This is a genomic window from Bradyrhizobium oligotrophicum, assembly GCF_051168495.1.
Lineage (GTDB): Bacteria > Pseudomonadota > Alphaproteobacteria > Rhizobiales > Xanthobacteraceae > Bradyrhizobium > Bradyrhizobium oligotrophicum_A.
Genome location: NZ_JBNPVB010000003.1, coordinates 292,733 through 306,504 on the forward strand (window position 1 = coordinate 292,733; position 13,772 = coordinate 306,504).

15 protein-coding genes are annotated in these 13,772 nt (G+C 65.1%); all 15 read right to left on the reverse strand.

Annotated elements, in window-relative coordinates:
* Positions 1-95: 95 nt before the first annotated feature.
* On the reverse strand, positions 96-1,133 hold the full coding sequence (gene ybgF / locus ACQR1B_RS08075; protein WP_434832081.1) for a tol-pal system protein YbgF: 1,038 nt from the start codon (positions 1,131-1,133) through the stop codon (positions 96-98).
* 165 nt (positions 1,134-1,298) lie between these two features.
* Positions 1,299-1,793 (reverse strand): peptidoglycan-associated lipoprotein Pal, encoded by a 495-nt coding sequence (pal, locus tag ACQR1B_RS08080; RefSeq protein WP_315736319.1) that lies wholly within the window; start codon positions 1,791-1,793, stop codon positions 1,299-1,301.
* Positions 1,794-2,070: 277 nt separating this feature from the next.
* On the reverse strand, positions 2,071-2,793 hold the full coding sequence (locus ACQR1B_RS08085) for an N-acyl amino acid synthase FeeM domain-containing protein (RefSeq protein WP_434832082.1): 723 nt from the start codon (positions 2,791-2,793) through the stop codon (positions 2,071-2,073).
* Positions 2,794-3,080: 287 nt separating this feature from the next.
* Positions 3,081-5,420, reverse strand: a complete 2,340-nt coding sequence (locus ACQR1B_RS08090; RefSeq protein ID WP_434832083.1) for a putative bifunctional diguanylate cyclase/phosphodiesterase — start codon at positions 5,418-5,420, stop codon at positions 3,081-3,083.
* A gap of 249 nt (positions 5,421-5,669) precedes the next feature.
* Positions 5,670-7,010, reverse strand: coding sequence for a Tol-Pal system beta propeller repeat protein TolB (gene tolB, locus ACQR1B_RS08095; protein WP_434832084.1), 1,341 nt, complete (start codon positions 7,008-7,010; stop codon positions 5,670-5,672).
* A 26-nt stretch (positions 7,011-7,036) separates the two neighbouring features.
* A complete protein-coding gene (locus tag ACQR1B_RS08100) occupies positions 7,037-8,056 on the reverse strand; it encodes a protein TolA (RefSeq protein WP_434832085.1) in 1,020 nt (339 codons plus the stop codon).
* A complete protein-coding gene (locus ACQR1B_RS08105; protein WP_434832086.1) occupies positions 8,053-8,529 on the reverse strand; it encodes a biopolymer transporter ExbD in 477 nt (158 codons plus the stop codon). The genes ACQR1B_RS08100 and ACQR1B_RS08105 overlap by 4 nt, the downstream gene beginning before the upstream one ends.
* Positions 8,530-8,569: 40 nt before the next feature.
* The gene (gene tolQ, locus ACQR1B_RS08110) at positions 8,570-9,256 is read right to left on the reverse strand and encodes a protein TolQ (RefSeq protein ID WP_231317206.1); all 687 of its coding nucleotides are present in this window, start codon (positions 9,254-9,256) and stop codon (positions 8,570-8,572) included.
* A gap of 442 nt (positions 9,257-9,698) precedes the next feature.
* Complete coding sequence (locus tag ACQR1B_RS08115; RefSeq protein WP_434832087.1) at positions 9,699-10,184, reverse strand: DUF2852 domain-containing protein; 486 nt, start codon at positions 10,182-10,184, stop codon at positions 9,699-9,701.
* Between the two features lie 129 nt (positions 10,185-10,313).
* Positions 10,314-11,039, reverse strand: coding sequence for a TetR/AcrR family transcriptional regulator (locus tag ACQR1B_RS08120; RefSeq protein ID WP_434832088.1), 726 nt, complete (start codon positions 11,037-11,039; stop codon positions 10,314-10,316).
* Between the two features lie 136 nt (positions 11,040-11,175).
* Positions 11,176-11,544, reverse strand: coding sequence for a hypothetical protein (locus tag ACQR1B_RS08125; RefSeq protein WP_434832089.1), 369 nt, complete (start codon positions 11,542-11,544; stop codon positions 11,176-11,178).
* A 30-nt stretch (positions 11,545-11,574) separates the two neighbouring features.
* Positions 11,575-11,991, reverse strand: coding sequence for a YciI family protein (locus tag ACQR1B_RS08130; RefSeq protein WP_434832090.1), 417 nt, complete (start codon positions 11,989-11,991; stop codon positions 11,575-11,577).
* Positions 11,992-12,026: 35 nt separating this feature from the next.
* The gene (locus ACQR1B_RS08135; protein ID WP_434832091.1) at positions 12,027-12,440 is read right to left on the reverse strand and encodes a YciI family protein; all 414 of its coding nucleotides are present in this window, start codon (positions 12,438-12,440) and stop codon (positions 12,027-12,029) included.
* 111 nt (positions 12,441-12,551) lie between these two features.
* On the reverse strand, positions 12,552-13,208 hold the full coding sequence (locus tag ACQR1B_RS08140) for a glutathione S-transferase family protein (protein WP_434832092.1): 657 nt from the start codon (positions 13,206-13,208) through the stop codon (positions 12,552-12,554).
* A gap of 3 nt (positions 13,209-13,211) precedes the next feature.
* Positions 13,212-13,763 carry a dihydrofolate reductase family protein gene (locus tag ACQR1B_RS08145; protein WP_434832093.1) on the reverse strand — a complete coding sequence of 184 codons (552 nt, stop codon included), beginning with the start codon at positions 13,761-13,763 and terminating at the stop codon, positions 13,212-13,214.
* Positions 13,764-13,772 lie beyond the last annotated feature (9 nt).

Below are 13,772 nucleotides of genomic sequence, written 5' to 3' on the forward strand. Positions count from 1 at the left end.
ATGGACAATAGGCGCGACACGGCCGGACAACAAACTCGGCCGCAGTTGACGGCCGATCGTGGGTCAGCGACGCCGTGCCACGCGCGTGGCCGTCGTCAGCATTTCACGCGCTTCTGCTCGCGGTCGACCGTCGCCTTCACGCCGACCGACGCGCGCGGATATTTGCGCGTGACCTCGCCGAAGGCCGCGCACGCGGCCTCCTTCTCCTTCAGCGCCGCCAGCGACTGGCCGAGGCGCAGCAGCGCATCGGGGGCCTTCGACGACTTGGCGTATTTCGTCGTCACGGCGAGAAAGATTTCGGCCGCGTCGCGATATTGCTGACGCAGGTAGAAGCTTTCGCCGAGCCAATATTGCGCGTCGCCGATCATCGGATCGTTCGGATATTTCTGCGAGAAGTTGCGCATCGTCTGCTCCGCCAGCGCATAGTCGCGGCGCTGCATGTAGCCGATGCCGAGATCATATTCGTCGCGCGGCGTCTGTGTCGGCGGCGCGGTATCGAGACCCGCGGCTCCGGGAGCAGCCACCGGCGCGCCCTGCGGATAGCGGCCGCCGGCCGTGTTGGCGACGGTCGGATCGCCGGCCGGTCGCGCGGCCGGCTGGCCGCCCGGCTGGATCGGCAGCGCGCCGCCGCCGAGGGCCTGCGGCGCGCCTGGCGCCGCCGGGTTCTGGTTGGGATCGAACGCATCGCCGCGGCGGCGGCCGCCGGCGGCCGGCGGGTCCTGCGCGATTGGCGCAGGCGCCGAAGCCTGCGGCGGCACATAGCCCGGCTGCTGCTGCGGATAGGCCTGCTGCTGCTGGCCATATTGCGGCTGGCCATAGCCGGGCTGGGCCGGCTGTCCGTAGGCCGGAGCGCCCGGATTCGACGGCGGAGCCGCCGCGCTCGGCTGCGCCGCGGGCGCCTGCGCCCCGCTCTGCAGCTGCCGGAGCCGCTCCTCGAGCTGGCGATTGCGATACTGCAGTTCCTCGTTCTGGCCGGTGAGCTGCCGCAGCTGATTCTCCAGCCGCTGGATCCGGATCTCCGGATCGTCGTCGACCTGGGCGAGCGCCCGCGACGACAATGCCTGGCACGAGAAAATGACGAGCGCTGCGACGGCAACCGCAGCGGCGCTCCTGGAAAGAAACGTGAATGACATGCTGCCCTGACGACCGGATCGGCGAGAGGTTGGAAATAATAGCCCTGTGGGCGAGGCTCTACGTCAGAACCGGAATAGAGACAAATGACGTTCAAGCGAAGACCAAAAGATGAAGCCGGCGTCGATCACCGACGCCGGCTTCATGAACGCGCGAGGCGTTCAGCTTTATGAACTGGCGTTCAGCACGGTAACCGCGCGGCGGTTCTGCGACCAGCACGAGATGTCGTTGCAGACCGCGACCGGCCGCTCCTTGCCGTAGGAGATCGTGCGCATGCGGCCTTGGTCGATGCCGCGCGACACCAGGAAATTGCGGACCGACTGCGCCCGGCGCGCGCCGAGTGCGATGTTGTATTCGCGGGTGCCGCGTTCGTCGGCATGGCCCTCGATCGTGAAGCTGTAGCGCGGATAGCTCTGCAGCCACTGCGCCTGCTTCTCCAGCGTCGCGATAGCCTGCGGCGTGAGATCGGTCTGATCGCTCTCGAAGAACACGCGATCGCCGACGTTCACGACGAAGTCCTGCTGGCTGCCTGGAGTCGCAGCGCTGGCCATCGCACCATCGGCCCCGGTGAGATTCTTGTTGGCGCAGGCGCCCATCGAGAGCGCGACCGCTAACACCGCGGCCAACTTCAATCCCTGGAGGATACGCATCTGATATTTCATTCCGGGAGCCTCCACGCTCACGTTCTTAGACTGCCATCCGGTCTACAGGGCGATGGTTAAGCGAACGTTCCGTCAACCTTGATGGGGTCTTGCCGAACCCCGTCAAATGCTAACGAAACCCGAAAAGCGACCGCGATGGTTAATGGGTTGTAAATGTGGCGCCAGGGTGAAGGCAAGCGGCGCAACCCCCGCAGCAGGGTGCTTTTTTACCGATCCGTGCGCCGGCGCCACGGAACGAACCGGTCGCGGGCCAGGCGCGAGGCATCCCGGCTGACGCTCAGCCGGTCCTTGCGACCGCCCGGATCCGGAACGAATCAGTGAAGGCGTCCGGCGAGGAACGATCGAACAGCATCCGCCGCTCGAAGGCGCTGGACCTCATGAACGGGAAACGCTGGAACACCCGGTCGCGGATCGAGGGATAGTGAGCGGCGACGAGGCCGACCGGCTTGGTCAGGCCGGCATAGAGGCGCGGCTCGCCCCAGGGTTCCTGCAGGAACACCTTTTTGTAGAACGCCCGATGCTCCGGCCGGACGTTGGCGAGACCGATGTCGGCGTTGAAATGGGCACAGGCGACGTAGCCGAGCCGGACGGTCACGTAGGGCAGCGCCGGAAACAGGCGCGCCTTTTCATGGTCGGCGACGAAGCGCGTCGGATCGACGATGACCTTGCCGCGCTCGAGCTCGGGATGCAGCAGATCCGCGAACATGTCCGACGACAACGACTTGGGCCATTGCGCATTCAGCACGCTGATGCGGATCGAGCTGTAGAGCTCGCCATTCACGTAGACACCGAAGATGAAGCTGTTGGGAAGATCGTCGTACTCGTCGGTGACGCGCTCGCTGGCCGAAGGGAGGATCGCCCCCTCGCGCAGATAGGCGCGATAGCGCAGCCGATAGATCTCATCCTTGTCTTCGGCGGTCAGGGCCAGCCGATAGTCCACATTCTCCAGCGCGTCCGACTTTTGTTCGGCAACGGCAGTCGCTCTAGCCGCCGACTTCATTCGCAACCCCTCTTTACACAACCCTTACGAGCAGGATTGAGATTAACAGCGGGTTAATTCGGATGCAAAGCTTTCGCCGGTACACAGTTAACGGTACGTAGAATCCCGGAGCTACAACCGTCACTTACGGGGACAGTGACGGCGCGGAAAAGGACCACCTGGGATCAATTACGTGCCAATTCGAAACGGACTCGCGTGGCATGCGCGCGCCCTGCCCCCGCTTGATACGACGTGCGGTTGTCCTGCATGGCTGCGTGGGCAGCCATGCTCCCACGACGGAGCCGTGATCAGGCGATAGACCGCGCGCCGCCGGCAGGAGGAGCGGTCTCTTCGGCCGAACGCCGGCCATGCGAGGCGTTCAGGAGCTGGCGGATGCGCACTGCGGGCACCGGCCGGCTGAACAGATAGCCCTGCGCCTCGGTGACGGTGCCGTCCACGCTCACCAGTTCGAGCTGCTCGTTGGTCTCGATGCCCTCGACCACGACCGACATGCCGAGATCGGCCGACAGCCGGGCGACGCCGCGCAGCAGGGTCAGCGGCCGGTCGCTGTCGATGCCCTCCAGGAAGGAGCGATCGATCTTGACCTTCTCCAGCGGGAAATTGTGCAGATAGCTCAGGCTGGAATAGCCGGTGCCGAAATCGTCGAGCGAGATGCGGACGCCGAGCATGTGTAGCTGCGACAGCACGTCGTGGGTCAACTGCGTGTTGCGCAGGAGCGACGATTCGGTGATCTCGATCTCGAGCCGGTGCGGCGGCAGGCCCGAGACTTCGAGCGCGTAGCGGACCTCGCTCAGCACGTCACGCTGGTGGAACTGCTGCGGCGAGAAGTTGACGGCGACGCTCACCGCCTCGGGCCACTTCATGCATTCGAGGCAGGCCTTGCGCAGGATCCAGCGCCCGAGATCCACGATCAGGCCCATGTCTTCCGCGACCGGGATGATGTCCACGGGGGAAACGGTGCCGCGCACCGGATGATTCCAGCGCAGCAGCGCCTCGCAAGTAGAGATCTTGCCGGATTTCAGATTGACCAGCGGCTGGTAGAACAGCTCGAATTCCTCGTTGGCCAGCGCCTTGCGCAAATCGAGCTCGAGGATGCGCCGCGCCTCGACCGTCTGCGCGAGCTCGTCGCGGAAGAAGCAGAAGGTGCCGCGTCCCTCCGCCTTGGCGCGGTAGAGCGCCATGTCGGCGTTCTTGAGCAGCGTATCGGCGCTGATGCCCGGCGCCGTCATGGCGATGCCGACGCTGGCGCCGATCTCGACCAGATGATTGTCGATCTTGTAGCGCTCGCTGAGCTGGTCGACGATGCGACGCGCCAGGATGGCGGCGTCGTCGTTGGAGTGGATGTTGCGCTGGAACACGACGAATTCATCGCCACCGAAGCGCGCGACGAAATCCTCCGGCCGCAGCATGTCGCGCAGCCGTTCGGAGACGGCGCACAGCAGCTGGTCGCCGCAGGGATGGCCCAGGGTGTCGTTGACCTGCTTGAAGCGGTCGAGATCGACGAACAGCAGCGCCGACAATTCGCCGTTGCGCTGCGGGATCTTGAGCAGACGCTCGATCTCGTCGCGGAAGCTGACGCGGTTCGGCAACGTCGTCAGTTCATCGTAGCGGGCGAGGTGCGAGATCCTGGCCTCCGCATGCTGACGCTCGGTGATGTCCTCGAGCAGGACCACCGCGCCGCCATCGGCCATCGGTTGGAACGTCCATGCCAGCGAGCGGTCACGCACGATGTCGGGATCGCTGGTGATGATGTTGTGGGTCTTGGTGTTCTCGATCTCGGACAGGATCGTTCGGCCGCTGGAGGCCGAGATCGAACCCGAAATGACGCAGGCGTTGATGATGTCCACCGCATTGCCACCACGCTGCAGGATGTCGTCCGGCAGGCTCATCATCTCGCCGAAGCGATGATTCATCACTGCGAGACGCCCGTCCGCCCGGAACATGCACAGGCCGTGCGGCATGTTGTTCAGCGCGGTGTCGAACTGTTTGGCCAGGGCGGCCTCGCTTTCGCGCGCCACGAAGGCCTGGACGAAGATTCTCTGCAGGTTCGTCGAGATGTGCTTCAGCGACAGAAAGAACAGCACGCAGAACGCCGCCATCCCCATGTAGTAGGGACTGCCGTGCAGCGCGAGCGCGATCGCCAGGGGCCCGCAGGCGAGCAGGATCTGGACGTGGAAGATCCAGGGCCGACCGTAGGTCCGGCCGGCGCCCGCCGACATGTAGCAGAGCGTGACCACGATCGCGATCAGGTGCACGACCGGGTCGCTGTTGTCGACCACGGCGACGACGCACCAGACGCCGAGCACGAGCGCGTAGAGCATCGCGCCGATCTGATAGCGGATCTCCCAGCGCGCGACCGCCATCTGGGTCAACCGCCCGGCGTCGCAGAGGTGCCGATAGTAGCGCATGTCGAGCGAGCGCAATCCGCCGGCAACGATGAGCATGACCGCGCAGGGCCATAGGTTGACGTCGCCGCTCTTGATGGCGGTCATGACAGCCGCGACGGCGGCGCAGAGCGCGCCGGCAAACATCGGGCCGGGATCCTGGAAGAGAGAGTCGACGAGAGCCGCCTGGACGGCAGGCGACAGTTTTCGATCGTCTTCTCTGTTCTGACTGGCAAGCTGCATTCGTGCGCACGCGTCCTGTTCGGCGCGTACTATTACCGTTCGCAGGTGAAGTCTTTCTGAGGGAACATCGTTAGCGGAGCGTTGCCGCAGCAGCGAAATGCGAAAAAACCGCCGGAATTACAGACAGCTAGGCAAACACTGCACAGTTCTGCAACGAGCGGTTCCATTTCTTGCGACAACACGCATCGCGCGCCCTTCAAAATTGCGTCCACCATGACGTGAGCGGCCTCCCGGGCGAGCCCCACTCCATCACGACAGCAGCGGCGACCAGGCGGGGTCCGAGGCGTAGCCGGGCGTCGGAACCTTCTGCTCGAAGCGGCCGGAAACGTCGATCGAATACAGCGATGGGCCGGCGGAACCGCCGGGATCGCGGAAGAACATCAGCACGCGGCCGTTGGGCGCGAAGGTCGGCCCTTCATTATGGAAGCCGGAGGTGAGGATGCGCTCGCCCGATCCGTCGGTCTTCATGATGCCGATCGCGAACTGGCCGCCGCCCTGCTTGGTGAAGGCGATGTAATCGCCGCGCGGCGACCACACCGGCGTCGAGTAGCTGCCCTCGCCGAAGGAGATGCGCTGCGCGCCGCCGCCACTGGCCGGCATGACGTAGATCTGCGGCTTGCCGCCGCGATCGCTTTCGAAGCAGATCTGGCTGCCGTCCGGCGAGTAGCATGGCGAGGTGTCGATCGCCGGCGTGTCGGTCAGCCGCGTGGTCGAGCGTGAACGCAGATCCATTACGAACAGATTGGAGTTGCCGCCCTGCTGCAGGCTCAGGATGATGCGCTGACCATCCGGCGAGAAGCGCGGCGAGAACGACATGCCCGGGAAATTGCCGACGATCTCGCGCTGGCCGGTCTCGATGTTGAACAGATAGACCTTCGGGTCGCCCTGCCCGAACTCCATGTAGGTGATTTCCTGGCTCGACGGCGAGAACCGCGGCGTCAGCACCAGGTCGGCACCGCGAGTCAGATAGCGCACATTGGCGCCGTCCTGGTCCATCAGCGCCAGCCGCTTGACCCGGCGATCCGACGGGCCGCTCTCGTCGACGAACACCACGCGGCTGTCGAAATAGCCTTTTTCGCCGAGCAGCGTCGTGTAGATCTGGTCGGAGATGATGTGGGCGATGCGCCGCCAGTACTCCGGCGCGGTGACATATTGCTGAGCCGCCGACTGCTGCCCCGAATTGACGTCCCAAAGCCTGAACTCGGCCTTCAGCCGTCCATCGGACTGGCGTGTGGCGCGGCCGGTCAGCAGCCCCTGCACGCTGAGCGGCTTCCAGCTCGCGAATTGCGGCACCTGGTCGAAATTGGTGATGCGCTCGGCGAACGCGGCCGGATCGAGCGGCGCAAAATATCCGCTGCGCTTCAGATTGTTGGTGATCACCTGCGAAATGCCGTTGGCCACGTCGGCATCGCCCGGTCCTCCTGGGACGAAGGGCGGAATCGCAATCGGGATCGGCTTGAAATCGGTCGGATCGATGCGCAGGCGGCCCTGTTGTGCCTGCGCCAGCGCGGTCGACCATCCGAGAGCTGCTGCTGCCGTGCCGGCGCCCGCGATGAAGCCGCGGCGCGATAATCCAGTCATCGAGTGCATGGGTACCTTGGAGACGAACTTCGAAATCATCGCAAATCTTTCAGTCCGAAAACGAGTTGAATCAGCTTCCACGATTCATACTGGTTCTTGGGCAAGAAGGAGTAGGATTGACATTGGATGATGGCGCGCCTCGCGCTTTCAGCCATCGCCATGGCCACCGACCGGGACGGTCCCCGTACCGCGACAATCCGCGGCTCGCCCGCGACCGTTCCGTCAAGTCGCATCGGAATGTCGATGTCCGCCTCATACAGGTCCGCATCCTGACCGTTGTAGGGAAAGCCGAAACAGCGGCGCACGGCGGTCTGGAACGCCCCGCTCCAGCTCGCGATGTTGGTGTCAGCCATGCCACGCGTCGAGCCCAGCGCCGCATTCGCATTCAGCTCCGTGCCCGTCACCGCCTGCCGCGTCGGGTCCTTCTGATTGATCAGGCTCGCCATCTTCTCCGCGTCGAACTTGCGTTCGCTCTTATGCTTCGGAGGCTCCGGCGTCGCCGCCGCGGCCTGCTGCGGTTTTGGCGGCTGCTTCGGCTTGTCCTTGTTCAGCACGCTCGCGATCTGGTCAGGATTGAAGGGATCGGGCTTCTTCTCTTCCGGCTTCGGCTTTTCGGCGGGCGCGGGCTTGGGCGGTTCCGGCTTGGTCTCGGCCACGGGCTTCGGCGGATCGGGTTTCTTCTCGACCGGCTTCGGCGGATCAGGCTTCTTCTCGACCGGCTTCTCCGGCTTGGGCTGCGGCGTCGGCGCTGCATCGGTCTCGGTGACCGGCTTCGGATCGACCTTGCCGACGATGTCCTCGGTCGGCTTCTTCTCGCCGATCTTGTCGGCCAAGAGCTTCGCGACTTCCTTCTTGCCGGTCAGCGCGCCCGCTTTGGCCTTCGACGTATTGTCCTCGGAAATGACGTCGACCGGCACCAGGTCCTCCGGCGGCGCCACCATCGAGCGCGCGGAGAAGCTGAACAGACCCCAGCACAGCACGAGCACGTGCAACGCCACGGACAGAACCGTGCCCTTGCGCGTCCGCACGAACTGCATGAGGTCTGCTGCTGTCATGAGCCCTGTTCCGGCAGCACGACGATGCTGGCGCGGTAGCCGGCGTCGCGTGCAAGCCCAAGCACCTTCATCATGTCGGAATAGCAGGCGTCGCGATCGCCGCGGATCTTGACGACGTTGTCGGTGCCGCCGGCGCCGGCGTCCTTCATCGCCTTGATCTTCGGTCCGAGTTCGTTGATCGCGATCGGCGTCTCGCCGAGATAGACGTCGACCTTGGAGGCGCAACCGCCGCCGGTCTTCTTCACGGTTACCTCCAGCGGCGGCTTGGCGTCGGCGGTCGAAGCCGAGCCGCCCTGCGCCTGCGGCAGGTCGACCTGGATGTTCACGGTCAGCAGCGGGGCTGCGACCATGAAGATGATCAGCAGCACCAGCATGACGTCGACCATCGGCGTGACGTTGATCTCCGCCATCACCGCCGCCTTGCGCCGGCCGCGGCGACCACCGCCGGACGCGCTGCCCATGCTCATGCCCATCGTCTGCTACTCACGATCCGGGGGGCCACTATACCCGCCCTCATCCCCGCTCGTCGATCTGACGGGACAAGATGGCTGAAAATTCATCTGCGAAGCCTTCCAGCCGCTGCGCCTGCCGGTTCACCTCGGAGGTGAACTTGTTGTAGAAAATCGTCGCCGGAATGGCCGCGATCAGGCCGATCGCCGTGGCGAACAGCGCCTCCGCGATGCCCGGCGCGACCACCGCCAGCGAGGTATTCTTCGACGCCGCGATCGCCTGGAAGCTCGTCATGATGCCCCAGACCGTGCCGAACAGGCCGACGAACGGCCCGGCGGAACCGACGGTGGCGAGCACCAGCAGGCGGCGTTCCAGCCGCTCGACCTCGCGCGCGATCGAGACGTTCATCACCTTCTCGATGCGCATCTGCAGGCCTGCGAAGGAGCGGGCATGGCCCTCGAAGGACCGCTTCCACTCGCGCATCGCGGCCACGAAGCAGGCCGCCATCGATTGCGTCGGCTTCGCCGACAACACCCGGTACAGTTCCTCGATCGACTCGCCGGACCAGAACGCCTGTTCGAACCGGTCCATCGCGCGACGGGTGCGTGAATACAGGAACATCTTGTCGATCGCGATCGCCCACACCCAGATCGAGCACGAGATCAGGCCGAGCATGATGATCCGAACCACCCAGCCGGCATTGCCGAACAGATCTATCAGGGACAGGCCGGTGCTATCGCCAGGCGTCATCCGCAGTATCCTCTCAACCAACTGTCCCGGACGTCCGGGACCATGCATCTGCCGTTCCACGGCGGATGCCGTCGCGGCGGAAAGCGCCTACGCGAGACAACCTTGATCTGAACGCTTTAAGAGGCCCGCCGAAGCCACAAGCGGGCCTGCTTCCTCTGCCAACGTGTCAAAACAAGGGCTCATGGCGCGCGTAAGCGGCCCTTAACCAAACCCCGGCCGGAGTTAAGGCGGGGTTACCGCGGAGAGTTGCGGAGGTCAAAGGGCGAGCCGGGACAGCCAGATAGAGCCTTTGTGATCAGATCCTTGGCCATCGGCCGTCCCAAAGGGCGCGGCGAGCCGCCGCAGCGGCGCAAACGCAAGACGCCCGCCAGCGGGAACCGCGGGCGGGCGCTCGTGCCGTCAGGGCGGGGCTGAAAGCCCTGCGGCGTCAGGTCGTAGCCAGTCAGCTCTGCGGCTGGTCGCTCGGCGGGGTCGGTCGCGGCTTGTGCTGGGCCATGAACGCGTCGAACTCTTCCTTGTCCTTGGCGTGGCGCAGGCGGCTCAGGAAGTCACGGAACTCCTGCTGCTCCTCTTCGAGCCGCCGCAGGGTCTCCATGCGGTATTCGTCGAAGGCGCGGTTGCCGCTCGACGACGGCGCGGAGAAGCCGAAACCGAAGCCGCGGCGCTCCATCCGGTCGCGCATGCGGTCCATCTTCCACTGCATCCGTTCCATCTTGTTCTGCCAGCGATCTCCGCCGTTCCAGCACGACATCTTTCTGCTCCCGAGTGTGAAAAAGAGAAGGGCAAGTCCGATCGGCCACCAAATGATGAAGCCGAGCACGGTCACGGCGATCCAGCCGGGATGCCAGGGCGACTCCATCATGCGGGGCCGATACCTCTGGTCCTCCTCCGAACCGCGCCATCGATTGACATCTGCGGTGTAGGCCATCTCCCTCTCCATTCGCGGCGCCATGCCGTGTGAATGTAAATAACATTTACATAGCTAGCTCAACCCAGGATTTTGTCAAGGCGACCGCCTGACGCGCGGTTCGAATTATTTTTGGTCGTTCGTTGAACCTTATTTCGGCCGGCCCCACGGCCCCGGCGGCTTGTCGTCGTCGGGCAGCGGCGGCGGTTCGGCGGCGGAAGCCGGCGCGGCCCGGCGGTCGGTCGGGAAGCCGAGCCCGCGCAGATAGATCAGCACCTCGGCCTCCAGCAGCTCCTCCGGCGACATCGGCAGCTTGCGCCGGGCGGCATCGCCGCGGGCGAACAGCGAGGCGATGCCATGGGCCATCGACCAGATGTGCAGCGCCATCATCAGCGCCGGCGGCCGCGGCACGCCCGGCGGCGCCAGCGCGGCCAGCCGCTCGGCGGCGGCGCGGATCACGCCGAACGCCCGCTCGCCGGCGGCGAGCAGCCCGGCCGTGGAGTCGGCTGCTATGCCGGATTCGAACATCGCCGAATAGAATGCGGGCTCGGAGCGCGCGAAGGCGAGATACGCCTTGCCGACGCGCTCGAACGCCGTGACCGTGTCGGGACGGCCGTCGTCCCAGGCGGCCGACAGTTGCGACTCGAACTGCTCAAAGCCGCGCTGGGCGATGCTCGACAGCAGTTCGTCGCGATCGCGGAAATGGCGGTACGGCGCTGCCGGGCTGACGCCGGCCATGCGCGCGGCATCGGCGAAGGTAAAGCCGGCGGCGCCCTTCTGCGCGATCAAGTCGAGCGCCGCCTGCAGCAGCGCCTCCTTGAGGTTCCCGTGATGGTAGCCGCGCTCGGCGCGGCGCTCTTCCTTGCGCCAGCTCATGTGAAGGGCTTTTACATGAGCCGGTGCGAAAGACACCAGAGACTTTTCGGCGCTGCCGGCCGAGCCCAAGCGCAGGACGAAGTGCCACCCTGCCTAGAGGGGAGGGTGGTACCACTCAAGCGGCAAGATGCAGGCTCTAGCCACCCGGGATCGGCAGCACCGGCATGATCTCGACGCGCTCGCCGGGGAAGATCGCGAAGTGCGGATGGTTCACGAACATCCTGGCGGCGTCCTCGTGCGAGGCCGCACGGACCACGGTGAAGGCGCCCATCTCGTTGGCGATGTCGTTGACGCCGTTCTTGTCGACCCGCTTGGTCTTGCCGAGCGGCCCGCCCATGGCAACGATCGCGTCCTTGTGCGTCTCGACCCAGCCTTGCCAAGCGGTCATGCCCTGCCGCCCCCGCGCATTGCGCTCGGCCTCGGGTAGCGCCTCCCATTGCTTCCAGGCCGGGCTGGTTTTGCTGCCGAGAAAGACCGCGAGATAGGTGTTGCTGTTGTCGCTCATTGCACATCCTCCTGCTGAGAAATCGATCGATCAGGTACGGCCGGCATGCGGCAGTTCGGCGAAGCCGGCCGCGGCCTGCTGCACCTCGTCGGAGAAGTCGGCCATCTCCTGCACCTGCCGGATCTCAATGATCTCGTTCTCCGAAGCCGGGCACTGCTTCGCCCAGCCGATCGCCTCGTCGCGCGAGCCGACCTCGATCATCCAGTAGCCGCCGAGCACCTCCTTGGCCTCCGCGAACGGGCCGTCGGTCACGACAGGTTTGCCGCCGGCGAACGACACCCGCGCGCCCATCGACGGCGGATGCAGCCCTTCCAGCGTGATCAGCACGCCGGCCTCTTTCAGCGCCTCGTTGTAGCGCATCATCGCCCTGACCCGCTCGGGATCGAGCTGCACGTCCGGTGACGCGCTCTCATAGCCGAGCGGGATCATCAACATCATGAATCGCATCGGATCTCCTCCTCCCCTGCTTCGCAACCGCTCGTTCAGCTCTTGGCCGCCTGCGCACGCAGCCGCTCGATCCGCGCGCGCAGTTCCGGCGTGAACGTCTCGCCGAAATCCTCGGGCGCGTACACCTGGCGAATCTCGATCTCGCCGCGCGGCAACGGCGCGTGCTGCATGTGTTCGATCACCTCGTCGAGCGAGCCGGCCTTGATCATCCAGAAACCGGCGGCGAGTTCGCCGGTGAAATCGAACGGGCCGCGCGCGACGCGGGGTTTTCCATCCGAGAAGGCGATGCGCGCGCCCTTGGCCGTCGGATGCAGGCCCTCGCCGGCCTCCATCATGCCGGCCTTGCACAGTTCTTCGTTGAACCGGCCCATCGCGGCGAATTCCTCGGTGGTCGGCAGGATGCCGGCCTCCGTGTCCTTCGTCGCCTTCACGATCACCATGAACCGCATGGTCGCTCTCCCTGATGTCATCGGGCGAAACCGGTCCGCCCTCACCAGTAAGACGATCGCGTCGTTGGACCGCCGACATGGCTCCGCGATTATTTTTGCAGAGTTGTCGCTTCAGCCGCGCTCCTCGGGAAACATATGGAAGAAGGGGGCCGCCTCGGCCAGAACACGCGCGACGGAGGGCCGCGCCGCGAGGCGATCGAGATAAGCCGCCACCGCGGGGAGCCCGGCGCCGAACGGTTCCACGTTTTTCGCATAGAACAGCGCCGGCAGGGCCGCACAATCCGCCAGCGTGAACGGGTCGCCCATCGCCCAGCCGCCTGGAGCGAGTTCGGCTTCGAGCATCGCATAGGACGTGCGCAAGCGCGTCCGCGCTTCGGCGACGCCAAATGGATCACGCGCATCGGCCGGGCGCAGCCGGTCGAACACGATGGTCTGTGTCGGCATGTGAACGTAGAGATCAAGGAAGCGGTCGCGCAGACGCGTCCGCAGCGCCAGATCGGCATCATCCGGAATGAGGCACGTCGCGCCGCGATGCTGCTGATCGAGATATTCGATGATGACGCTCGACTCCGGAATCGTGCGCTGTCGCGCGTCGTCGCGCAGCACCGGAAACTTGCCGACCGGCCACAGCTTCAGGAACGCGGCGCGCTCACTGGCGTCGCCGAGATCGATCAGCTTCGGCGTGAACGGGATCTCGTTCTCGTACAGTGCGATCAGCACCTTCCAGCAGAACGACGACAGCGGATGATAGTACAGCGTCAACGACATCGCTCACACCTCACGAGACGGCACATAGCGCACGATGACGACGCCATTGGAGAGCGGGCGGGTGTCGATCAGGCGGAGCTTGATCGCCAGCCCTGGCTTGAACAGCGGCGCTCCGCCGCCGAGCACGCGCGGGTTGATCGCCAGCCGAAATTCATCGATCAGATCGCGGGCGATGAGCGTCGCGGCGAAATCCGCGCTGCCGAACAGAAACAGATCCTTGACGCTGTCCTTCTTGATCTGATCGGCGTCGACCGCCGCTTGCGGACCCAGCAGATGCGCGTTCGACCATTCCAGCCGAGACAGCGAGCGCGACGCGACATGCTTGGGGATGCTGTTCATGACGTCGGCGATGACGCCCTGCTGCGATGGCCAATACCCGGCCATCAAATCGTAGGTCACCCGGCCGAACAGCAGCCCGCCCGCCTCGTGCAGCTGGTCCTCGCAGAAGCGCTCCAGTTCGTCGCCCCAAACGTCCTCGTGCCAGGAGATGTCCCCGTTCGGACCTGCGACCATGCCGTCGAGCGTCATCATGTTCCACATGATCAGCCTCGCCATCGCGCCACC